Origin of the sequence: Pseudovibrio denitrificans JCM 12308, assembly GCF_001310815.1 — a bacterium.
Lineage (GTDB): Bacteria > Pseudomonadota > Alphaproteobacteria > Rhizobiales > Stappiaceae > Pseudovibrio > Pseudovibrio denitrificans.
Genome location: NZ_BAZK01000005.1, coordinates 169402 through 191507, shown reverse-complemented (window position 1 = coordinate 191507; position 22106 = coordinate 169402). Strand labels below are relative to the sequence as shown.

Sequence of the window (22106 nt, the reverse complement as noted above, 5' to 3'; positions counted from 1 at the left end):
GGCGTAAGGATTGTCGATTATATCGCATTACTTACGCAACACGCATTATGATCCCTGCCAGGGCTATCAAACCACATAACAAAAGCCAGGACGACGCCACGCTTCGCACAATCACACGAGTTTTAGTCCACTTCCGCCTCTTCAAGGTCGCTGCATCGGGCAACCTAAACAACCTAAAAATAAGATAAATAATTGAAATAATAAACGAAAACAGAATCCAGATTGACGTCATGCCAGCAAGCCCAATACAATGCGTCTTGCAATTCCGATCACCACTATCAGGCCCCACCACAAAAACAACGACCTTCCTAGGTAATAAGAAATCAGACGCTTTCTGGCCCGTCTTTGGCGTTGTATTGTCGTTGCGCGAGGAACCTTTCGCAACTTGGCAATCAAATAAAGCAATGAAATAACGAATGTTATAAAATAGATGGCCGACTCCATCTGAGTACCCTAGCAAAAATAAAGCTCAGGTCGAGACCACTGATCAAAAATGCTTGAAACCCGCAGCACCATGAAGCGCATACGCTTCGCCATTCAGGCTCAAGGAAATCATATCCTCGGAAACCTCAGCAGCGGAGAGCACGCCAATCTGAGCACAGCTCAATCCCGCTTCCTGCAAGGCCACTTCAAAAGCCACCGCATTCTCAGGCATCACAGCCGCAAGGATCTCGTAGTCATCCCCGCCCGTAATCGCAGTCTCACGGAACGCAGCATCTCTTGCAATCATAGCGGAGGCAGCATCAGAAAGCGGCACATTCTCCAGCCTGACAGCAGCCTGAACGTGCGACGTCCGGCACATGTGGCCAAGATCGGCAATCAACCCATCCGAGATATCCATCGCAGCAACAGCAAATTCACGAAGCGCGGAAACAGCAGCAACGCGTGGCTGTGGCAACAGATAGCGGTTTAGCAGGAAATCACGATGTTCAGCAGAAAGCTCAAGCTCGCCAGCTAGTTCATCATCCAGTCGCAACTTCAAACCAAGCGCAGCGTCACCAATAGTGCCCGTCACATAAAGCAGTGCACCGGCAACAGCCTCATTCCGACGAACCACCTGCCCTTTTGGCACCTGACCAAACGCAGTGACGGAAAGCAGCGGGCCTTGCGGACAGGAAATCGTATCCCCGCCAAGCAGATCAATCTGGAACTGATCCTGAACCAGCTTCAATCCGCGGCAGAACTCGGCAACCCACTCCTCGCCAATATCTTTGGAAAGCCCAAGGCCCAGCAAATAGCCCTTAGGCTCTGCACCTTTTGCGGCCAGATCGGAAAGGTTCACACCAAGCGCTTTTTGCGCGACTTCAAAGGGAGGGTCGTTTTTAAAAAAATGAACCCCTGCCATCAGCATGTCCTTGGTCACAACCAATTCACATGCGGTGTCAGGGGTAAAAACAGCAGCATCATCTTGCAGATGCACAGCGCCTGCGCTGGTGGCAAGCGGCGCAAAATAGCGCTCAATAAGCGAGAACTCTCCCGGTCTGGAACTGGCAGCTTTCTCGCTCATGTAATTAGTCTTCGAATTCGGACTGACGCAGCTCGCGAGCCAGACGGTTCATGATACCGTTGACCAGACGCGCCTCATCTCCTTCATAGAAGGACTTCGCAACATCAATGTACTCATTGATGATCACACGGGCCGGAACGTCTTTCTTGCGCAGGAACTCTGCACAGCCAACGCGAAGGATCGCACGCAGTGTAGTGTCGATGCGCTTCAGCGGCCAGTCTTCAGAAAGCGCTGTGTGAATGCGAGGGTCAATGCGCAGCTGGTCTTCGAACACAGCCTGCACCAGATCGCGGAACCACGCAGGGTCCGCATCGCGGTACTGCTCGCCGTCCACTTCCTGACCAAGGCGGTAAGCTTCGTACTCGTTCAGCACATCGTTCAAACGCGCACCAGTGATTTCCATCTGATACACGGCCTGAACAGCAGCCAACCGGGCAACACCGCGTTTGTTAGCGGGCCTTACTTCAGCGTTTTTCTTGTTGTTTTCAGTTGTCATTCTAAACCTTACACACCGAACCGGTCGCGCACGTCAATCATAGCAAGACAAGCTTCGGCAGCACCGCCGCCCTTGTTCTTCTTGGAAACGCTTGCGCGCGCCCATGCCTGATCATCGTTCTCAACTGTCTGGATACCGTTACCAACTGCAACATTAGCATCCACAGAAAGATCCATGATCGCACGAGCCGACTCGTTAGAAACGATGTCGTAATGGGTGGTTTCACCGCGAATTACAACACCGAGCAATACAAAACCGTCATAATCTGCTTCGCCATTTTCCATTGCGGTTAACGCCATGGAAAGCGCAGCAGGAATTTCGAGCACACCAGGAACAGCCAGTCGAGAGATTTTCGCCCCTTCACGCTCCAGCACATCTGCAGCACCTTCGTACAGGGCATCTGCCAGATCTTCGTAAAACCGTGCTTCAATAACAAGAATGTGCGGAACCGCGCTCATTTTAATTCTCCTAATGCCAACCAGTTCTTTTCGCTGCATCAATCAGCAAAGCTGGTTAAGGCCACGGGCACTCACAGTACCCACGTATGTGCGCTCAGGAACCACGCCCCAAGCGAAATGTCCAGTTATTTCCTGCGGAATTTTTTGGCTATAAGGCTATTTTGCAATTTCTGCAAGACTTGGAAACTCTGCAAGACGCGCAACGTACCGTGCCATCATGTCCACTTCCAAGTTTATCTCATCTCCCTGCGCCCTGTCGGACCACGTGGTCACTTCCAGAGTGTGTGGAATGAGGAACACGGAAAATGTGTTTCCTTCAGCCTCGTTCACCGTCAAAGAGGTGCCATCCAGCGCAACAGATCCCTTCTTCGATGAACCGTGCGAACTCAGGAGCACACTCGAATTTCAGGTAAACGCTCTCAGGGTGTTCAGTCCGTTCCACAATGGTGGCCTTGCCATCCACATGACCCAGAACAAGGTGACCGCCCAGCTCCGCGCCCATGGAAAGGGAACGTTCCAGATTAACCCGCTTGCCGACGCACCAGTCCTTCACAGTGGTCAGAGCCAGTGTCTCAGCAGCAGATTCAACGGTAAACCAGTTCTGCTCGCCGTCGCGACCTTTCGCAACAACAGTGTGGCAGACGCCGGAACAGGCGATGGACGCGCCAATTTCAATCCCGTCAGGATCGTAAACAGTTCCAATTTTCGCTCTCTGACCTGCAGCAATCTGCTCCAGCTCAAGGATTGTTCCAACGTCACTAACGATGCCCGTAAACACCTAGAACCTCTCTTTTGGCGTATACCGCCACAACAGATCTTCACCCACATGGCGCAGCATCTGCTTGTTATAACCGTCTTGCAAACTCTCCAGACCTTCAAAACCGAATGGCAAAAGGCCGTCAGAACCAACCGTGCTGGTTCCCTGGAAAATCAAAAGCTCATCCACCAGATCCTGCTGAAGCAGACCGTGCGCTAGTTCAGCACCGCCCTCAACCATGATCTGGGAGAGACCATGCATGTAAAGCGCATCCAGTGCCTTATCAAGACATACCTTGCCATTTCTGAGGCAGTCATTGACGATAACTGTCACACCTTCCCGCTCAAGCGCGCTGACACGATGATCCGGCGCATTATCGCCAATCACCACCCACAAAGAATTGCGCTCTGCGTTCTGCACCAGCTTCGAGGAAAGCGGAATACGCGCCTGACTGTCAAACACCACCGGCTGCGGCGAACGATGTGCCATGCCCGGCAAGCGAACAGACAGCTCTGGATCATCTTCCAGAACTGTACCGATGCCCACCACGATCGCATCCATCTGCGCGCGCATGGCATGCACCAGCTGACGTGATAATGGGCTGGAAATCGCCACCTGCCCCGCACCACGCTTGCCGATGTAACCGTCTTTGGAAACAGCCATCTTGAGCTGCACAAACGGGCGCTCATTGAGGATACGGGAGATATGACCGCGCACAGCTTCACGGCATTCCTTCTCAAGAACGCCAATCAGCACTTCTACGCCGCCCTCTTCCAAAATCTTCTTGCCGCGCCCTGCCACCGCCGGATTTGGATCCGCCGTGCCATAAACAACGCGGCTGACACCAGCAGCCACCAGCGCCCGTGCACAAGGGCCAGTCCGCCCGTAATGTGCACACGGCTCAAGGGTCACATACGCAGTCGCGCCCTTGGCGTGCTCGCCAGCGTCCTTGATAGCCAGCACCTCAGCGTGAGAACCACCCGGAGGCAGCGTTGCCCCCTGTCCCACGATGACCGGGCCATCACCAAAATCTTTTGTCAGGATTGCACCGACCGGAGGATTGGGCCATGTGCGGCCCTTTGCGCGAATGCCATAGCTGAGTGCGGCCGCCATAAAGCGCTCGTGCTCAGCTCGCTCCTTTGCATTTAATGCTTTGTGACCAGACAAAGCTGTCCCCCTGCCAGCGCTAAAGCGTATCGCCGAAAAGTGTCCGCCGGTTTTCGGATAAAGATACGCGAACTGCTTTAAAGCGTATTCCTCAAATGGATTTGACGTAACCCGAACAGAATATACGTTACAGACAACGAAAAGCCAGAGCTTAGGTCCGCGGCGGCATCATCAGCGGATCAACATCCGCATCGGAAAGCTCATCCAGCAGAGCCTCGAAATCCTTGGCTTCACGGAAATTCTTGTAAACAGAAGCGAACCGCACATAAGCCACATCGTCAAGGGTTTTCAGCCCTTCCATGACCAAATGACCAATATCTTCCGCCACAACATCGCTCTCACCGGAACTTTCCAGCTGGCGAACCAGTCCGCTCACCATGCGCTCAATGCGTTCAGGCTCCACCGGACGTTTGCGGGTTGCGATCAAAACAGAGCGCATCAGCTTTTCGCGATCAAACGGCACGCGACGCCCATTGCGCTTAATAACGGTCAGCTCGCGTAGCTGAACACGTTCAAAGGTGGTAAAACGACCACCACAAGTCTGGCAGACTCTGCGTCGACGGATAGCTGTATTATCCTCGGTTGGGCGTGAATCCTTCACCTGGGTGTCCTCACCCCCGCAATACGGACAACGCATCTCGCCTGCCTCCTTAACTAAACACTGAAGAACCGCCGAAGGGATCTCCGGCGGTTCTTCTCGTTTAAATTAGTTTTTGTAGATTGGGAACCGGGCAGTAAGGGCCAGTACCTTCTCTTTGACCTGTGCTTCCACAGCTTCGTTGCCGTCAACGGAATTTGTCTTGCGCAGACCTTCCAGAACCTCGGTAATCAGCTTACCGATTTCACGGAATTCTTCCTTACCGAAGCCGCGGGATGTACCAGCAGGCGTACCAAGGCGGATACCGGAAGTGATGGTAGGCTTCTGAGGATCAAGCGGAACACCGTTCTTGTTACAGGTGATGTTCGCACGGCCCAGAGAAATCTCTGCATTCTTACCGGTCAGGTTCATTGGACGCAGATCAACCAGCATCAGGTGTGTGTCGGTACCACCGGAAACGATGTCCAGACCACCTTCAACAAGGGTCTCAGCCAGAACCTGTGCGTTCTCAACAACGTCTTTTGCGTAGGTCTTGAACTCAGGACGCAACGCTTCACCGAAGGCAACAGCCTTACCAGCAATCACGTGCATCAGAGGACCACCCTGCAGACCTGGGAAGATCGCGGAGTTGATTTTCTTCGCAATGTCAGCGTCGTTGGTCACAACCAGACCACCGCGAGGACCACGAAGGGTCTTGTGAGTGGTGGATGTTGCAACATGTGCATGCGGGAACGGGCTTGGGTGCTGACCACCCGCAACCAGACCAGCAAAGTGCGCCATGTCGACCCACAGGTACGCGCCCACTTCGTCAGCGATTGCGCGGAATGCAGCAAAGTCGATCTCACGGGAGTATGCAGAACCGCCAGCGATGATGATCTTAGGCTGATGTTCTTTTGCAAGCTCGCGCACTTCGTCCATGTTGATGCGGCCAGTGTCGGTGTTCAGGCCGTACTGAACAGCGTTGAACCACTTGCCGGACATGTTAGGACGTGCACCGTGTGTCAGGTGACCACCCGCATCAAGGCTCATGCCGAGCAGAGTGTCGCCTGGTTTAGCCAGCGCAAGAAGAACAGACTGGTTAGCCTGGGAACCGGAGTTCGCCTGCACGTTTGCAAACTCACAGCCGAACAGTGTCTTCACACGATCGATCGCAAGCTGCTCAACAATGTCGACATACTCACAACCACCGTAGTAACGGCGGCCTGGGTAACCTTCAGCGTATTTGTTGGTCAGAACGGAACCCTGTGCTTCCAGCACAGCGCGGGACACGATATTTTCCGAAGCGATGAGTTCAATCTCGTTCTGCTGACGAGAAAGCTCTTTATTGATTGCCTCGAGAAGCTCTGGGTCACCAGAAGCCAGGCTACCTGTAAAGAACTCTGGGTAGAGCGGCGTCGTAATTGGACTATCCGATACGGACATAGGTGGACCTCATTACAAGGTTGGAGCAACAAACTGACGAAACGTCCCAATATCGTTTCGCATTCCGATCCCCGACAAGTTGTAGCTTCGGGTGCTTAGCCCATTAACATATAGGGGGTAATGAACCAAGCTTTGTTCATAGGAATTGCGCAATAGTATTGCCGCCATCACCCAAAATTTATGAATTACGCATCTTGAGGTTGTAATTTACGTTCCAGCTTACGGAGCGCCAGTTGTTTCAGATGCGATTCGCTCGCATTACGAGGCCCCACCACAAACACCTCAACACCGCTCTGAGCACAGATTGCAGACATGCGAACAGAGTTGCCGATAACGCGTGCTTCAAAGTAGACCTGTCCCAGTTTTGCCATAGAGCCCCTCACCTTACCTCTTCAGGATTCGTAAACTGCATCAGCATTTTTAGCAGCATGAGACGCAACACGCAGGCCTGTCAGCGATCACATCCCCAAAAGAAAAGGCCGCCCCGATAGACACCGGAAGCGACCCTTAATTCGAAACTATGAAACCTGCTTACTGAGCAGAGGCCTGCGCCAGTGGATCAACACTTGCTGAATACAGACCATCCTTGTCGTAAATGTCATCACGGAAGTGAACCATGCCATCGCTGAGCGCCCATGCAGTCACATAGGACAGATGCAGCGGAATGCGGCTCTTCATCTTAACATCCAGACGCTCACCAGAGTTGATGGTCGCATCCACGCGGGAGCGGGTCCATTCAGGTGTTGTGGAGCCCAGCAACCATGTCACCAGCTCACGCACGTTCTGCACGCGCACACAGCCGGAAGAGTGGAAGCGATAGCCTTCACCGAACAGAGACTGCTCTGGCGTGTCATGCAGGTAAACTTGATGGGTGTTGTTGAAGTTGATACGGATGCTGCCCATGGAGTTGCCTTCGCCCGGCTCCTGGGTAAAGCGATACTGGGTCGCCTCATCCGTGTTCCAGTCAATCTCCTGCCACTGCTTCTCTTTTCCATACCAGTCGAAGATATGGATGTTGTTCTTCGCCAGATACTGCGGGTCCTTCTGCATTTTCGGAATAAGGTCTTTCCGGATAATGCTGACAGGAACAGTCCAGTACGGGTTGAAGTTCACCTCATAGATCGCAGAGCTCAGGATTGGAGACTGGCGATCCTGCTTGCCAACAACAGCAGTATGGCGGGAACGAACGCGGCCATTTTCGACAACCTCAATACGAGCTGCCGGAATGTTCACGTTCACATAAGTATCACTCACATTATCAGCTAGAGCGGAAACGCGCTCCAGATTGGTGCGCAGCTGCTGCAAACGCACCTCAACAGGCACGTTCATGGCAATCACAGTCGCGCGGCCCACAACACCATCTGGTGTCAGGCCATGGCGCAGCTGGAAACGGCGCACAGCTGAATCAACGTAGCTGTCAAAAACTTCAGAAACACCAGCATGCTGCGCCATATCGCCAGAAACAATCAGGCGCTGTCGCAAAGAAGCAATCGCCGGTGCACGCATACCGATGCGCAGAACCTTTTTGGTAGAAACTTCAGGCCAACCACCATTGAGGGCGATACGCTCATAATCGAGAATCGCGTCAATCATGTACTGGGTGGTCTGTTTGGAGATAATCGGCGCCACAAAGTCGATCTGCTCCAGAGATGAAACACCCTCATCAAAGGTGTCTTCCCACTCTGTGCCCTGACCAACAATCGGCTGCTCAGTGACGACCGGAGCTGGCTCGGTCACAGCTTGCTGGATGTTTCCGCTGTAGGAAAGCAATCCAGGAACTTTAACCTGCGCCTGTGCGGACATCATACCTGCAGAAAGACCTGTACTCACAACGAGAGCAAGAGCAAGTTTGCTGCGGTTTAAAAGAGGTGCCAACACGAAATAGTTCTCCTAGCAATCAATCGTCCCGTAAGATTCCATGCGAACTTGGTAAACAGAGACTTAACATGGCAAATCTACATGGCATTATCTGCGCAAACTCGCAAGACTTCCGCCAAAACTCGGGGAGGAACATCTGTTGGTGAATTAGAGAAAGTGATCGTCTCCCTGAACAAATCAGAGTTGACAGTTTCTAAATTTCAAAAAACCAACAGTACTTTTTCAGCCCGAAAAGTGAGCAAGTGTCTTCCTCACTCAATGTGACCGTTTAATGGCTATTTACCCTAAGTGGGAAAAAGGTGGCTGCTGTGCAGGTGTTCGTTCCGACCTAGTGCAAGAAAGCAACAATCAGGCCGACTTACTCACAGATGGCTGTTGCGAGGCTGGCCTGCCCTTCTGCCAGCACACCCGAAACAACATCTGAACCAGCCAGACATTGAGCCGGTAAATTCATCCAGACAAACAAAAACACCGCTCCCGGTTTCGGAAGCGGTGTTTTTTGAAAGGTCAGAAACCACTCTGAAATCAGAGACGGTAGAGGATTTGATCTGTCCAGAAGCGTTCCAGACGACGCAGGGACCGGTTTAGCTCCTCAAAGTTCTCGGTTGAGAGCTCACCAACCTGCTCAACAGAAAGGATATGACGACTATAAAGATCGTCAACAATCTGAGCAATTTCACGTCCTTTGTCCGTCAGGCTCACACGTACGGAACGGCGATCCATCTGGGAACGTTCATGATTGATGTATCCGGTTTCTACGAGCTTCTTAAGGTTATAAGAAACGTTAGAACCTAGATAATAACCGCGAGTACGAAGCTCGCCTGCAGTCAGCTCGGCGTCGCCGATGTTGAAAAGAAGCAGCGCCTGAACGCTGTTCACATCGGAACGACCCATCCGGTCAAACTCATCTTTGATGACGTCAAGAAGGCGACGATGCAAACGCTCAATGAGCGTAAGTGCCTCAAGGTACGCAGGCTTCAGCCCTACCGTTTCTTCTTCTTGCGCCAAGACCTCAACGGCCCTGTTTGTATTGATCATCTGGTTGCGCCTCATGTCCATATTTTTCGTGCGTTCGTATTTTTATCAGCACTTGAAGCAAATTTACGCGACCGCTTCTAAGAACCGCTTAAGAGACACGATGAATTATTTCTTAATCACTAGCAAGCGTGTAGACCTTTCCGTTAACCCTCTGTTTACCCTGACTTCCGAAGCAAGTGGATGATGCCGGAGAAGTCGACGTTTTCCCCGCCATTGTTACAGTATTCCTCATAAAGGCGAGCCGCTTTTTCACCCATAGGTGTATTCGCCCCACTCGAATCTGCTGCCTCTTCCGCCAGTAACAAATCTTTAAGCATCATTGGCGCTGCAAAGCCGGGTTTGTATTCATTGTTGGCTGGCGAAGTCGGGACCGGTCCGGGAATCGGGCAGTAAGAGGTCAAAGACCAACACTGACCAGAGGACTTGGAGGAGATGTCATAAAGCTTCTGTGGGTCCAGACCCAGCTTCTCAGCCAAAACAAACGCCTCGCAGGTACCGATCATCGAAATACCAAGCAACATGTTGTTACAGATCTTTGCCGCCTGCCCAGCGCCAGCATCACCAGCATGAACAATTGAGGCTCCCATGATATCCAGGAGCGGTTTAGCCCGTTCAAATGCAGCATCAGGCCCACCAACCATAAAGGTCAATGTGCCGTTCGCAGCACCCACAATACCACCGGAAACCGGAGCATCGACCATGTCCATGCCAGCTTCGCTCGCTGCTTTTGCAACATCGCGGCTGCTGTCCACATCGATAGTCGAACTATCAATAAACAGCGTGCCTTTTGGTGCATGCGCAAGAATGCCATCCGCGCCCGTATAAACGGCGCGAACATGCTTCCCTGCTGGCAGCATGGTAACAACAGCCTGAACGTCGCGGACTGCTTCAACCGCGGATGTGGCAACCTGCCCACCTGCAGCCTGAAACGCAGCACGCGCCTCTTCAGAAAGATCTACACCGACGACTTCATGTCCGGCTTTGACAAGATTTGCAGCCATAGGGCCGCCCATATTGCCAAGACCAATAAAAGCAACGCGAAGAACAGTTTCTCCCATTGCATCCTCCCGAAAATCGCCGTCCGTCTGGATTTTGAACATTTAGAACTTGCCCGAAGCTGATCACCTAGGGTTCGCTCAGATCAAATTGACGTGAACGGCCGTTTGCAAAACGATAAATTTCAATGAGTTACAGACCAAACACGACTTTGGTCGATCAGGCCCGCTCCTCTCGCTCTGCAAGATAAAGCAGAACTAGGTAAACGGCGATTGCACTGATGTAGAATACCACCTCGGTCGGACTACGACCAAAGACCATGGGAAACACAGAATACATCACCACCTGGGCCAGTGAGCGGAACAGCCACATGACTGTTCCCCAGCTGGAAAGCAGCCACAAACCGATAGCTGTCACCAGATCAAGAATCGCGAAAAAGATAATGGTGGACTGCACTTGCACACCCACATCCTCAAACGGCATGCCATCAATCAAACGCACACCAATAATCGCGCTCCAATAGTTAAGGCCAGCAAACAACATGAACACAGCAAGCAGCCTGACATACGCATGCAGCAAAAACTGAAAGGAGGGAACCCTCTTCATCAGCTCTACAAAAACGCCAGGCATACTCTTAGCTCCACCTTACTCATCCGCCTCAACAACAGGCAGGAGGCCCCTCGCCCCGTTAAAATACGAGGTCACCCCCCTTCGGTGACATAAAATGGGCCTCAACATCAACTGTTTTTATTTCATCAAGGCTTGAATGCTGCCATTTAGGTGCATGATCCTTATCGATAATCACAGCTCGCACGCCTTCATAGAAGTCCTTGCCCAGCAGGATCTGTGAGACGATCCGATGCTCCATGATCATGCAGTCTTTCATGGAAAGCCCTTCACCGCGCCGCACCTGCTGGAAAGCCACTTCCATGCTCAGCGGGGAGCGCTTGGAGATCGTATCCAGTGCAGCTGCTGCGAAATCATCATGCTCAGAACCCAAAAGCTTGCGCAGACGATCCACAACTTCCAACGTGCTCTCAGCACCGAAGCACTCATCCACCACATCCGCTTTGGCATGCAGCGGTGCTGGTCCCGGATCAAACGCATAGCGCGCCAGCACTGGCTCCACATCCTGCGCTTCACACAGCGCCTCTTCCAGAGCCGCCATATCATCCCGCTTCACCGCATGGGTGAGAATACCAGTCCAGTAGCAATCCGCCTGCTTAAGACGCTCACCGGTCATGGCGCAGTACATACCCGTGTTCTGAGGCATCTTCGGCAGGAAGTGACTGCCGCCCACATCCGGGAAGAAGCCAATCGCAGTCTCTGGCATCGCGAACAGCGTCTTCTCACTGCCAACGCGGTAAGCCCCATGCACAGAGATGCCGACACCACCACCCATCACGATCCCATCAATCAAGGCAATCAACGGCTTAGGGTAACTCTCCATGTAGGTGTTCAGGCGATACTCATCCGCAAAGAACGGCAGGCTCTTGTCGATATTCTCCGGGCCATTCTCAGCCACCTGACGAATATCACCGCCTGCGCAGAAGGCTTTCTCGCTGTTACTCTTGATGAGAACATGATGGACCGCATCATCAATCAGCCAGCGCTCCAGCTGCCGATGCATGACAACACACATCTCGTGTGTCAGAGCATTCAGAGCCTTCGGGCGATTGAGAATGATCAGGCCCGCATGGCCTTTCTCTTCAAAAAGAACATCAGTAGTTTCGGACAAGACATCCCCCGCATATTCCTGTTGCACAGCGCACCTATTCATTTGCTAAAAATGTTAGGCGTATCTCCGCGCAGTAGACACCGAGTTTCGGGCAAAGATACGCAACACGGGAGCCAAAGCAGCTCCCTCAATTCATCCTATGAAGAACCAGCTAGGCAGCTCAAGCTTCATCAGCTCACGCGCCACGATGACGCGCATGATCTCGTTGGTACCTTCCAAAATCTGATGCACCCGCAAGTCACGCAGATGACGCTCCAGCGGATAATCCTTCAGATACCCGTAACCACCATGGATCTGCAGCGCCTCATTGACCACCTTGAAGCCCGTATCCGTCGCAAGTCGCTTGGCCATCGCCGCCATCTTGGTCGCCTGAGGATCTTTTTTGTCCAGCAAGTACGCTGCTTTGTGAAGCAGCAGACGCGCTGCTTCCAGTTCAGTCGCCATATCCGCCACTTTGAACTGCAGCGCCTGAAACTGCGCTAGAGACCGCCCAAACTGCTTGCGCTCATCCATATACTGCAGCGCCCGGTCCAGACAGAACTGCGCCCCGCCAAGAGAACAGGCACCAATGTTCAGACGACCACCATCAAGCCCGGCCATCGCAATACTGAAGCCCTGGCCTTCTGCGCCAACCAGATTCTCCACTGGAACACGGCAATCCTCAAAGATCACCTGGGCCGTCGGCTGACTGCACCACCCCAGCTTATGCTCGTTGGCACCAAAGGAGAGCCCCGGCGCATCCTTCTCAACAACGATACAGGATATCCCTTTCGGCCCATCCTCACCGGTACGCACCATGCAGACATAAACATCCGACACACCACCACCGGAGATAAAGGACTTGGAACCGTTGATCACATAATGATCCCCATCCCGCACAGCCCGCGTTCTCAAAGACGCTGCATCAGAACCGGCCCCCGGCTCGGTCAGACAGTAACTCGCCACTTTCTCCATGCTGCAAAGATCAGGGAGAAATCTCTGCCGCAGCTCATCAGACCCAAACCGGTCCAGCATACCCGCTGCCATATTATGGATAGAAAGAAACGCAGACGTGGAAACACAACCCTTGGAAAGCTCTTCAAAGATCAACGCCCCATCAAGCCGCCCCAACTGAGAGCCGCCCACATCTTCACGCACATAAAGTCCGCCCAGACCCAGCGCAGCCGCCTTGCGAAGCACATCCAGAGGGAAATGAGAGTTCGCATCCCACTCCGCTGCAAAAGGCGCCATCTCCTCCTGCGCAAACCCGGCAGCCATATCAACAAAGGCACGTTGATCTTCGTTCAGTTCAAATTCCATGGAATCCGTCCTCCCAGCCAACGGCTCCCACAACCATCAGCCCCAAAATTGAAGTAATTGCGTCAATCGGTAGCCCCGCACCCAAACTGCGTCAATTCTCGGAAAGACCAAGATAAGACCAATTGCTCAGTCAAAACAGCACCCCGTACACAACAACGTTCAAAAAACGCAAAGCTTTCAAACCAACGCAACAAATCGCGCAAAGCTGAAACCAGCGTCCAATTCTGGAGTGATTCCCCACTTGTTCCCGTTGCGTTTCCAATCTGCTGAGGGGATAACAAGGTCGTCCACTATTAAATTGCACGGAAAGCGAAAACCTTTCTGCGATTCTAAAGAAGCTTTGGAACACAAAAAGAATTTGAGTTTTATCAAGCAAACACACCGTGCTATCTGACATCAAATGCCCTAGTAGTTTTGAGTAAGCCGTCGCTCTCAGCTCTACGAGAGCGCCAACAACCAGTCATTCAGGTGAGTTACCATGCCGTTTGCCAATGAATCGCATTCTTCCGTAGACATGAACCAGATTTTGAACGGCCGCCGAATGCGTCGCAATCGTCACAGCGATTGGTCCCGTCGCCTCATCCGCGAAAACACAATCACCACTGATGACCTGATCTGGCCGATCTTTCTGATTGATGGCGAAAAGAAAACAGAACCAGTTGCTTCCATGCCGGGCGTTGAGCGGTACTCTGTCGATATGGCAGTGCGCGCCGCTGAGCAGGCAGCAGAACTGGGCATTCCGGTTATTGCCCTGTTCCCGAACACAGATCCAGACCTGCGCGACGAAATGGGCACCGAAGCGCTGAATGACAGCAACCTCACCTGCCGCGCTCTTCAGGCGATCAAGGCAGAAGGTTTCCCTGTTGGTCTGATGACGGACGTCGCGCTCGATCCCTACACCTCTCACGGCCACGACGGCCTGATGGCTGGTGATAAGATCATCAACGACGAAACCGTCGACCAGCTCTGCCGTCAGGCGCTTATTCAGGCAGAAGCAGGCTCTGACATCATTGCTCCATCCGACATGATGGATGGTCGTATCGGCGCGATCCGTTATGCGCTGGACAATCAGGGCTTTGAGAACCTGCAGATCATGGCGTATTCCGCAAAATACGCTTCCGCCTTTTACGGCCCGTTCCGCGACGCTGTTGGCTCCAATGCAAATCTGAAGGGCGACAAGCGCACTTATCAGATGGACCCGGCCAACACAGACGAAGCACTGAAAGAAGCAGAGCTGGATCTGGCAGAAGGCGCGGACATGATCATGGTAAAGCCTGGCATGCCGTACCTCGATATTCTCCGCCGCATCAAAGATACCTTCCTTGCCCCAACCTATGCCTATCAGGTCTCCGGTGAGTACGCGATGATCTGCGCTGCAGCTCAAAACGGCTGGATGGACAAGGACAAGGCGATGATGGAAAGCCTGATGGCCTTCAAACGCGCCGGTGCAGATGGTGTCTTAACCTACTTTGCACCTGAACTTGCGAAAAAACTGAACGGCAAATAAAGCCCGTAAAACAAGACACCTGCGAGAACAAAACATGCCAAAGGTGGCCTCACCTCTTCTCACCCTGTCCAACATTGAAGAGGCTGCAAACAACATCAAGGGCGCGGTGATTTCAACACCGCTCCTGCCAGCAGCTCAACTGGATGCCATCACCGGTGCCTCCGTTTTCGTCAAATACGAGAACATGCAGGCCACCAACGCATTCAAAGAGCGCGGCGCCCTGAACAAGCTGCTTCACCTGACAGAAGAAGAAAAGAGCCGCGGTGTGATTGCCATGTCCGCAGGCAACCACGCACAGGCGGTGGCTTTGCACGCACAACGCCTTGGCATTCCCGCTCTCATTGTCATGCCTAATGGCACGCCTTATGTGAAAGTAGAAGCAACCAAAGCCTATGGCGCCAAAGTCGTCCTCGCAGGCGAAACTGTAGACGATGCCAAGAAAGAAGCTGACCGCCTCTCAGAAGAGCACGGCTACATCTGGGTCCACCCATTCGACGATCTGCAAGTCATTGCTGGTCAGGGCACCATTGCACTTGAAATGCTGAAGGATCAGCCGGATCTGGACACCCTGATCGTGCCAGTCGGTGGTGGCGGAATGATCTCCGGCATCGCAGTCGCAGCCAAAGCGATCAATCCAGATATTGAAATCATCGGTGTTGAAAGCGAGCTCTACCCGTCCATGTACGCCGCCCTGCGCGACGAACCGATGGAATGTGGCGGCAACTCGCTGGCAGAAGGTATCGCGGTGAAAGTGCCCGGCACTTACACCCAGCAGCTGGTCAAAGAATATGTCGATGACATCCTGCTGGTCAGTGAAAGCCAGATTGAGGAAGCTATCAACATCTTCCTCACCCGCCTGAAAACCGTAGCTGAAGGCGCTGGAGCAGCCGGGCTCGCTGCCATGTGCGCCCATCCTGAGCGCTTCAAAGGCAAAAAAGTTGGACTTGTCCTCTGCGGCGGCAACATTAATCCACGTCTGCTGGCTTCCATCGCACTGCGCCAGTTGGTTCGCCTCGGCAACATCATTCACATCCGCTGCAACATCCCGGATCGCCCGGGCATCCTCGGCGAAATCTCAACCACTATCGGCCAGCTGGGCGGCAACATTCTGGAAGTCTCCCACCACCGCCTGTTCCTCGATGTCTCAGTCAAAGGGGCAACACTGGATGTGGCCATTGAGACCCGCGATAACCAGCACGCCAAAGAAATCATCGCGGCACTGGAAGCCGGAGATATCCACGTCACACTGCTCTCTTCCGGTGAGATGCGGTTCTAGGCATATCCTCGCCTGACAGTAAGACGAGCAATCAGAACAAGCGCCAGCCTCTCCCGTTGGCGCTTGCGCAACTATTGTGGTCCACGCAAAAATATCCCCACATGCCGGATTCTACAAAAATAGTTTACTACTCCCGCTTGAAACTTGAAAATGCACACCCAATTCTACTGAAAGACGCTGGGGAAGACCTCAGCACAGTTGAATCTAACCGAGGAAGAAATGAGCCAGCAAGTGAGCGCGCACCCCAACACTTATTATGATCCCTACCTTAATCCGCACCTGTTTGATGGTGTGCGGAAAAAGCGGATCTTTGCGTGCGTGATTGATATCATCGCGATCACCGTTCTCTCTGGTATCGCTTACTTCGTCGTTGGCTTTCTCGGCATCCTGACGCTTGGCCTTGCATGGCTGTTATTCCCTGCAATCTGGCCACTTGTTGCCCTTGCCTACACTGCCTTCTCACTGGGCGGATACAACTCCGCAACACCGGGTATGCGCGCGTTTGGGCTGGAAATGCGCCTGCAAAATGGTGGCCGTCCGTACCCGCTCTACGCAGCAATCCACGTTCTGCTCTTTTATTTCTCGGTAACAATACTCAGCCCTTTTGTCCTCATAGTCTCATTGTTTAGTGACCAAAAGCGACTGCTCCATGATATCGTGCTAGGTGCCGTTATTATGAATTCCCCGGTGGATAGTCTGCATCGATAACAAACCAATGATGCAACGTGCAGTGACGAACCCGCCCGGACCCTCTAATAACGTGTGAAAGAGTAGCACGAGCGGGGACGCGCATGGAGAACCTGAACATACCGATGATCCTGACCTTTGTGATCATCGGATTCACGATTGTCCTTTATGCGCTGGAACGCATCGCCATCGAAATCGTAGCACTTGGCTCCATCGTAGCCTCATGCTGCTGTTCATGGCTTTCCCACATACACTCAATGGATCACCGATCAGGCCGGAGGATTTTCTCTCCGGCTTTTCCAATCAGGCCCTGATCACGGTGATCTGTCTGCTCATAGTCGGGCAAGGCCTCTTCCAGACAGACGCTCTCGACAAACCCGCTCAAGCCATCCTGCGCATGTCAAAACAGCGCCGCTGGCTCGCGACCGGACCGCTGCTTATCACCGTCGGCATCGTCAGCGCGTTTTTGAACAACACACCTGTGGTGGTCATCACACTGCCGATTTTGACCACGGTTGCTGCCGCGCATAGCACCTCTTCCTCACGTTTTCTTATGCCCCTCTCGTTCATCACGATCCTGGGCGGCATGACAACAATGATCGGCTCCTCCACCAACCTGCTCGTCGCCAACGTAGCCAACGCAACCGGCGAAGTCCGCATCAATTTCTTCACCTTCACCGGATTCGGCGCCATTCTGGCAGCCGTTGGTGCCGTCTACGTCCTGTTCGTTCTGCCACGCGTCCTCAAACCGCGCCAAACCATGGCGGAAGAGTTCACCGGCAAAGACGGACGGCAGTTTATTGCACAGATTCCAATAGTTTACGGCCACCCTCTGGTTGGTGAAAAGGCCGTTGCAGGCATGTTTCCTGCCCTGAAAGAGATGACCGTTCGCCTGATCCAGCGCGGCGAACGCCCGCTCCTGCCTCCATTCGAAGAGGTCCAGTTGCAGCCGGGCGACACCGTGATCGTTGCCGCCACCCGCGACACCCTCACCCGCGCCATCAGCCAACGCCACCCCCTCCTTCCAGCAGACGCAAACGAAAGCCCAACCAGCGAAGCAGAGCACGCTTCCCCGTCTGGCACCCTCACCCTTGCTGAAGCAGTTATTGCCCCTGGTTCACGCCTGATTGGCCGCACGCTTTCCATGACAAGTTTCCACGCTGATACCGGCTGTGTGGTGACGGGATTGCAGCGCCGCAGCCGCATGCCACGCATGCCGATGACTGATATCCGTATGGAATCTGGGGATGTTTTGCTGATCGCTGGCAACCGTGAAGAAATTAACCGTCTGCGCGGTAACCGAGATGTCCTCCTCATGGACTGGTCCGCAACCGAGCTGCCTCAACGACAATATGCCCGCCGTGCGCTGGCCATTTTTGTTGCCATGATCACGCTTGCTGTCACCGGAGTTGTACCGATTATGGTCGCCTCCGTTGCTGCAACCTTTGCCATGATCACCTTCGGCTGCCTCAACATCCGCCAGACCCTGCGCACCATCGATAGTCGCATCTTCATGCTCATCGGCGCCTCGATCGCAGCCTCGTTAGCACTGGAAGCAACAGGTGGTGACGATGCCATCGCCTCGGCACTTCTCAACATCGCCGATGGCCGATCGCCGGCATTTGTCCTCTCATTGCTCTTTGCTGTTGTCGCTGTCTTAACCAACTTACTCAGCAACAACGCAACCGCGGTGCTGTTTACGCCCATTGCAATCGAAATGGCGCACCGGGTTGGCGTACCTGTAGAGCCTTCATCGTCTGCCTGATTTTTGCAGCAAACTGCTCATTTGCAACGCCAATTGGTTATCAGACAAACCTCATCGTCATGGGCCCAGGCCACTACCGGTTCTCAGATTTCCTCTTCGCCGGCACACCTCTCGCCATAATCATATGGTTGACCTTCTCATTTGCAGCTCCTTACTATTATAATCTGTAAGGCCAGCGATAAATAAAGAAGAGAGAGGGACGCGCTAGGTGACACGGCAAGCCTATGATAACCCGCAGTTTTATCTGACTGCCCCCACGGATTGCCCCTACCTGCCAGATCGTAAAGAACGCAAAGTCTTCACGCATCTTGTTGGACCCAATGCCCCTGCGCTTAACGACGTTCTCACACAAGGCGGTTTCCGCCGCTCTCAGAATATCGCCTATCGTCCTGCCTGCGAAGATTGCCGAGCTTGCGTCTCTATCCGCGTCTGCGCTCAGGAGTTCAAGTGGACCAAATCGCTCAAACGCGTCTGGAAAGACAATCAGGATTTGCTTGGCACGGAGCTGCCACCCGGCCCGTCCACTGAGCAATATGACCTGTTCCATGAATATCTGAATGCCCGCCACACCAATGGCGGCATGACAGAGATGTCCCCGGGCGACTATTCCATGATGGTCGAAGATACCCACGTTGACACAGCTATCATCGAGTACCGCCGACGAGGCCCAAACTCCTTCCTGTCTGGTGAAGGAGAAGGCCCACTCATCGGCGTCGCTCTGACCGACCGCCTCTGCGATGGCCTCTCCATGGTCTACTCTTTCTTCGACCACTCCCAAACCAACCGAAGCCTCGGCACCTTTATGATCCTCGATCATATCGCCCGCGCACAACACCTCGGCCTGCCCTATGTCTATCTGGGATACTGGGTCGAAGGCTCTCCGAAGATGGCGTATAAAGAGCGCTTCAAACCACAGGAACACCTTGGCTCCCAGGGCTGGGAACGTCAGGACTAACCTAAGCTTTTCGCTAATTTTCTAAAGAGAGTTCAAATACTCGCGCACGCGCATAAACACAGCCGTAAACTGCTCGGCTGTGATCCGCCGCGTATTCACGTTGTACTGAGAACAATGGAAGCTGGAAAACATTCTGAGAAAAGGCGTGAGCTGAGTTTCACGATTATGCCCGAACGGATAGTCCTTCAGCTTCAACTCAAAAGCCTTCAACAGCTCCTCATGCGCCGTCCGCCCCACAGCCACAACAGCACGCGTCTGATCACTCACCAGCATGGAATCTAGAAAGAATGGCCGACAGCTCCTGATTTCCGCAGGTTTTGGCGCATTTTTCGGCGGCATGCACTTCACCACATTTGTGATCCGCACATCCAGAGGCTCAATCCCAAGCTCCGGCGACGCCACATCTTTGTAAGAGGCAAACCCACTCTCCGTCAGAGCGCCATTGAGCATTTCGCCGGAAAAATCACCAAAGAACGGAATACCGGTGCGATTACCACCTTTGTGTCCCGGAGCCAGCCCTACAACAATGAGAGAGGCATCAACAGGACCATAGTCCAGCACAGGCGCATTGTGCCAATCAGGGTGAAGCTCGCGCAACTCCGCCCTATACGCAACAAGCCGGGAACAGAGTGGACACTCTCTCCCCGGCTTCTGCAAACTTTCGATACCGTGACAGACCTTAGTAGTCGTCATCTCCGATCTCATCATCCTCGTCTTCAACACGTGGTGGGCGCTCGTTTGGGTCACGACCAACACGTTGCATCAACGTGGAAAGTTCGATGAAGTGGTCCGCTTGACGGCGCAGATCATCAGCAATCATTGGCGGCTGCGTCTGAAGTGTAGAAACAACAGAAACCTTGCGACCACGACGCTGCAGCGCTTCAACCAGAGAACGGAAGTCACCATCACCAGAGAACAGAACGATATGGTCAACATGATCAATCAACTGCATGGCGTCCACAGCCAGCTCGATATCCATGTTGCCTTTAATTTTGCGACGTCCTGCTGAATCCACGAATTCCTTAACAGGTTTGGTAACGACCTTGTAGCCATTGTAGTCCAGCCAATCGATCAATGGACGAATGGAGGAGTACTCCTGCTCTTCCACCAGCGCAGTATAATAGTAAGCGCGTAGCAGGTAGCCCTTTGATTGGAATTCTTTCAAGAGACGCTTGTAATCGATGTCGAAACCAATTGCTTTCGCCGTCGAATAAAGGTTCGCTCCATCAATGAATAAAGCAATCTTTTCGCGGGGATCAAACATATTATTTTTAGCCTTTCCGCTGCACAGACGCGTAAGTCAGTAACTTGTTATAAGCAATCACTTTCTGGACATGCCTGTTTGCTGTCGTGACATGTCTAGAATGTATGCCGTTCTAATTGACCCGGTTGCACTCTACGTTAAATCGAATACGCATTCGTTACGGACAAACATAAAACCTTGTCCCTCAGCGTATATATTGCATTGGTCTAGTTAATATCGGACCAATACAGTTCGATTCACCGGCCAGAAACTAAAACAAGATGAATGAAATTTACAGATGTCATCTTGCATAAATTAACAGGAACCCACCAAATATTCCCACTTTATATTATAGTTCCAGTTTAGCTTAGAAACAAACCACCGGATATAGATACTAATGGTTCCAATAGAAACAAGGTTTCCTTGTTTTTTCGGATCTAGGGCATTCCAAGAATATCTGGACCAGAATTTCGGTTAATTCTAATTTGTTATTTTTTTTCATCTATTCCAATTCCAGTGTACAAAACGGATCTTGAAACTCACTCAGGAGTTGAAGATTTGAAAATTCGTTCCTCCAGAAAAACTAACAATAAAAAACTAATCCGACTTAGCACTGCACACTAAAGCAGCCCTTCACAATAGTATTGAAGTTAAAATCAAGCGCGTTAGACCTAAAGCCCCAATTTCTCTCTGGCCTAATCTTAAGCAGCTCCGGACTGGAAAATTTCTCCTTTCATAATAAGATGTAAAGGAGTTGCACAAAAAATACAGAAACGGCTCTTGCCTTAAAACAAGAAGCATTCTATGAGTGGCCTCTGAATTCCCAGATATTACGGAGTGATCGAATGGCACGTGTGACCGTCGAAGATTGCGTCGACAAGGTCGAAAACCGGTTTGAGCTGGTTCTGCTTGCCAGCCATCGCGCCCGGATGATTTCCAGTGGCTCGCCGCTGACAATCGACCGCGACAACGATAAGAACCCGGTTGTTGCGCTTCGCGAAATCGCTGAAGAAACAGTGAGCCCGGAGGACTTGAAAGAAGACCTCATTCACTCTCTTCAGAAGTTCGTGGAAGTGGACGAACCGGAAGCAGAAACAGCACCAATGGTTCCTAGCGACCCACAACAACTTCAGATCAATGCAGTTGACGATTCAGAAGTCGAATTCGACAGCATTACTGAAGAAGACCTGCTGAAGGGGCTTGAAGGCCTGGTACCGCCGGAACGTTCCGACGACTACTAATCGCCCTCACGCAAGATGTCGGCGTCGGCCGGGCCGGCGCCTCGCATTTTCAGGTCCGGCCCTAGCTTATTTGCATAG

20 protein-coding genes and 2 pseudogenes are annotated in these 22106 nt (G+C 52.6%); 6 read left to right on the top strand and 16 right to left on the bottom strand.

The genetic code is table 11. The annotated features are described in order from the left end of the window. Positions 1-487 precede the first annotated feature (487 nt). The 14 genes and pseudogenes from thiL to JCM12308_RS07935 all read right to left on the bottom strand — a co-directional run bounded on the left by thiL (position 488) and on the right by JCM12308_RS07935 (position 13354). A complete protein-coding gene (gene thiL, locus JCM12308_RS08000) occupies positions 488-1507 on the bottom strand; it encodes a thiamine-phosphate kinase (RefSeq protein ID WP_054783387.1) in 1020 nt (339 codons plus the stop codon). 4 nt (positions 1508-1511) lie between these two features. Next, complete coding sequence (nusB, locus tag JCM12308_RS07995) at positions 1512-2003, bottom strand: transcription antitermination factor NusB (protein ID WP_008546596.1); 492 nt, start codon at positions 2001-2003, stop codon at positions 1512-1514. Between the two features lie 8 nt (positions 2004-2011). Further along, positions 2012-2461, bottom strand: coding sequence for a 6,7-dimethyl-8-ribityllumazine synthase (ribH, locus tag JCM12308_RS07990; protein WP_008546707.1), 450 nt, complete (start codon positions 2459-2461; stop codon positions 2012-2014). 156 nt (positions 2462-2617) lie between these two features. Beyond that, positions 2618-3239 (bottom strand): annotated as a pseudogene (locus tag JCM12308_RS07985) (riboflavin synthase). Then, positions 3240-4385 carry a bifunctional diaminohydroxyphosphoribosylaminopyrimidine deaminase/5-amino-6-(5-phosphoribosylamino)uracil reductase RibD gene (gene ribD / locus JCM12308_RS07980; RefSeq protein WP_054783386.1) on the bottom strand — a complete coding sequence of 382 codons (1146 nt, stop codon included), beginning with the start codon at positions 4383-4385 and terminating at the stop codon, positions 3240-3242. It abuts the pseudogene before it with no gap. A 151-nt stretch (positions 4386-4536) separates the two neighbouring features. Further along, positions 4537-5022, bottom strand: a complete 486-nt coding sequence (gene nrdR, locus JCM12308_RS07975) for a transcriptional regulator NrdR (protein ID WP_037035745.1) — start codon at positions 5020-5022, stop codon at positions 4537-4539. Between the two features lie 69 nt (positions 5023-5091). Next, on the bottom strand, positions 5092-6405 hold the full coding sequence (glyA, locus tag JCM12308_RS07970) for a serine hydroxymethyltransferase (protein ID WP_008546488.1): 1314 nt from the start codon (positions 6403-6405) through the stop codon (positions 5092-5094). Between the two features lie 185 nt (positions 6406-6590). Then, on the bottom strand, positions 6591-6776 hold the full coding sequence (locus tag JCM12308_RS07965; protein ID WP_014286070.1) for a DUF6898 family protein: 186 nt from the start codon (positions 6774-6776) through the stop codon (positions 6591-6593). A gap of 160 nt (positions 6777-6936) precedes the next feature. Further along, positions 6937-8283 (bottom strand): L,D-transpeptidase family protein, encoded by a 1347-nt coding sequence (locus JCM12308_RS07960; RefSeq protein WP_054783385.1) that lies wholly within the window; start codon positions 8281-8283, stop codon positions 6937-6939. Between the two features lie 525 nt (positions 8284-8808). Beyond that, positions 8809-9321, bottom strand: a complete 513-nt coding sequence (gene ldtR, locus JCM12308_RS07955) for a transcriptional regulator LdtR (protein ID WP_008546709.1) — start codon at positions 9319-9321, stop codon at positions 8809-8811. A 155-nt stretch (positions 9322-9476) separates the two neighbouring features. Beyond that, complete coding sequence (gene mmsB / locus JCM12308_RS07950) at positions 9477-10379, bottom strand: 3-hydroxyisobutyrate dehydrogenase (protein ID WP_041769086.1); 903 nt, start codon at positions 10377-10379, stop codon at positions 9477-9479. A gap of 157 nt (positions 10380-10536) precedes the next feature. Continuing rightward, positions 10537-10947 (bottom strand): DUF6163 family protein, encoded by a 411-nt coding sequence (locus JCM12308_RS07945; protein ID WP_008546554.1) that lies wholly within the window; start codon positions 10945-10947, stop codon positions 10537-10539. A 58-nt stretch (positions 10948-11005) separates the two neighbouring features. Beyond that, positions 11006-12055 carry an enoyl-CoA hydratase/isomerase family protein gene (locus tag JCM12308_RS07940; RefSeq protein ID WP_208608987.1) on the bottom strand — a complete coding sequence of 350 codons (1050 nt, stop codon included), beginning with the start codon at positions 12053-12055 and terminating at the stop codon, positions 11006-11008. A 132-nt stretch (positions 12056-12187) separates the two neighbouring features. Continuing rightward, entirely contained in the window at positions 12188-13354 is a 1167-nt protein-coding gene (locus JCM12308_RS07935) for an isobutyryl-CoA dehydrogenase (protein WP_054783383.1), read from the bottom strand. 478 nt (positions 13355-13832) lie between these two features. Between JCM12308_RS07935 and hemB the strand changes: the two genes are divergently transcribed. The 5 genes and pseudogenes from hemB (at position 13833) to JCM12308_RS07910 (ending at position 19544) form a co-directional block, all read left to right on the top strand. Continuing rightward, positions 13833-14861: a porphobilinogen synthase gene (hemB, locus tag JCM12308_RS07930; RefSeq protein WP_008547025.1), complete on the top strand. Its 1029-nt coding sequence runs from the start codon at positions 13833-13835 to the stop codon at positions 14859-14861. A 34-nt stretch (positions 14862-14895) separates the two neighbouring features. Then, positions 14896-16137 carry a threonine ammonia-lyase gene (locus tag JCM12308_RS07925; RefSeq protein ID WP_054783382.1) on the top strand — a complete coding sequence of 414 codons (1242 nt, stop codon included), beginning with the start codon at positions 14896-14898 and terminating at the stop codon, positions 16135-16137. 219 nt (positions 16138-16356) lie between these two features. Next, positions 16357-16845, top strand: a complete 489-nt coding sequence (locus JCM12308_RS07920) for an RDD family protein (RefSeq protein WP_208608986.1) — start codon at positions 16357-16359, stop codon at positions 16843-16845. Between the two features lie 83 nt (positions 16846-16928). Beyond that, a pseudogene (locus JCM12308_RS07915) lies at positions 16929-18759 on the top strand (SLC13 family permease). Between the two features lie 38 nt (positions 18760-18797). Further along, positions 18798-19544, top strand: coding sequence for an arginyltransferase (locus JCM12308_RS07910; RefSeq protein ID WP_054783381.1), 747 nt, complete (start codon positions 18798-18800; stop codon positions 19542-19544). 21 nt (positions 19545-19565) lie between these two features. Here the strand turns inward: JCM12308_RS07910 and JCM12308_RS07905 are convergent, their stop codons facing one another. Next, a complete protein-coding gene (locus JCM12308_RS07905) occupies positions 19566-20237 on the bottom strand; it encodes a uracil-DNA glycosylase (protein WP_208608985.1) in 672 nt (223 codons plus the stop codon). Continuing rightward, positions 20224-20808, bottom strand: coding sequence for a LabA-like NYN domain-containing protein (locus JCM12308_RS07900; protein ID WP_008547287.1), 585 nt, complete (start codon positions 20806-20808; stop codon positions 20224-20226). The genes JCM12308_RS07905 and JCM12308_RS07900 overlap by 14 nt, the downstream gene beginning before the upstream one ends. An 824-nt stretch (positions 20809-21632) precedes the next feature. Between JCM12308_RS07900 and rpoZ the strand changes: the two genes are divergently transcribed. Next, positions 21633-22028, top strand: coding sequence for a DNA-directed RNA polymerase subunit omega (rpoZ, locus tag JCM12308_RS07895; RefSeq protein ID WP_008547174.1), 396 nt, complete (start codon positions 21633-21635; stop codon positions 22026-22028). The last annotated feature ends 78 nt before the right edge of the window (positions 22029-22106 follow it).

Excerpts from the sequence above, each read along its gene's own strand:
- JCM12308_RS07945 (WP_008546554.1), bottom strand. The coding sequence starts at position 10,947 with ATGCCTGGCGTTTTTGTAGAGCTGATGAAGAGGGTTCCCTCCTTTCAG.
- mmsB (WP_041769086.1), bottom strand. The coding sequence starts at position 10,379 with ATGGGAGAAACTGTTCTTCGCGTTGCTTTTATTGGTCTTGGCAATATG.
- JCM12308_RS07905 (WP_208608985.1), bottom strand. The coding sequence starts at position 20,237 with ATGACGACTACTAAGGTCTGTCACGGTATCGAAAGTTTGCAGAAGCCG.
- JCM12308_RS07925 (WP_054783382.1), top strand. The coding sequence starts at position 14,896 with ATGCCAAAGGTGGCCTCACCTCTTCTCACCCTGTCCAACATTGAAGAG.
- ribH (WP_008546707.1), bottom strand. The coding sequence starts at position 2,461 with ATGAGCGCGGTTCCGCACATTCTTGTTATTGAAGCACGGTTTTACGAA.
- ldtR (WP_008546709.1), bottom strand. The coding sequence starts at position 9,321 with ATGATCAATACAAACAGGGCCGTTGAGGTCTTGGCGCAAGAAGAAGAA.
- JCM12308_RS07935 (WP_054783383.1), bottom strand. The coding sequence starts at position 13,354 with ATGGAATTTGAACTGAACGAAGATCAACGTGCCTTTGTTGATATGGCT.
- JCM12308_RS07920 (WP_208608986.1), top strand. The coding sequence starts at position 16,357 with ATGAGCCAGCAAGTGAGCGCGCACCCCAACACTTATTATGATCCCTAC.
- hemB (WP_008547025.1), top strand. The coding sequence starts at position 13,833 with ATGCCGTTTGCCAATGAATCGCATTCTTCCGTAGACATGAACCAGATT.
- thiL (WP_054783387.1), bottom strand. The coding sequence starts at position 1,507 with ATGAGCGAGAAAGCTGCCAGTTCCAGACCGGGAGAGTTCTCGCTTATT.
- JCM12308_RS07965 (WP_014286070.1), bottom strand. The coding sequence starts at position 6,776 with ATGGCAAAACTGGGACAGGTCTACTTTGAAGCACGCGTTATCGGCAAC.
- JCM12308_RS07900 (WP_008547287.1), bottom strand. The coding sequence starts at position 20,808 with ATGTTTGATCCCCGCGAAAAGATTGCTTTATTCATTGATGGAGCGAAC.
- nrdR (WP_037035745.1), bottom strand. The coding sequence starts at position 5,022 with ATGCGTTGTCCGTATTGCGGGGGTGAGGACACCCAGGTGAAGGATTCA.
- nusB (WP_008546596.1), bottom strand. The coding sequence starts at position 2,003 with ATGACAACTGAAAACAACAAGAAAAACGCTGAAGTAAGGCCCGCTAAC.
- glyA (WP_008546488.1), bottom strand. The coding sequence starts at position 6,405 with ATGTCCGTATCGGATAGTCCAATTACGACGCCGCTCTACCCAGAGTTC.
- rpoZ (WP_008547174.1), top strand. The coding sequence starts at position 21,633 with ATGGCACGTGTGACCGTCGAAGATTGCGTCGACAAGGTCGAAAACCGG.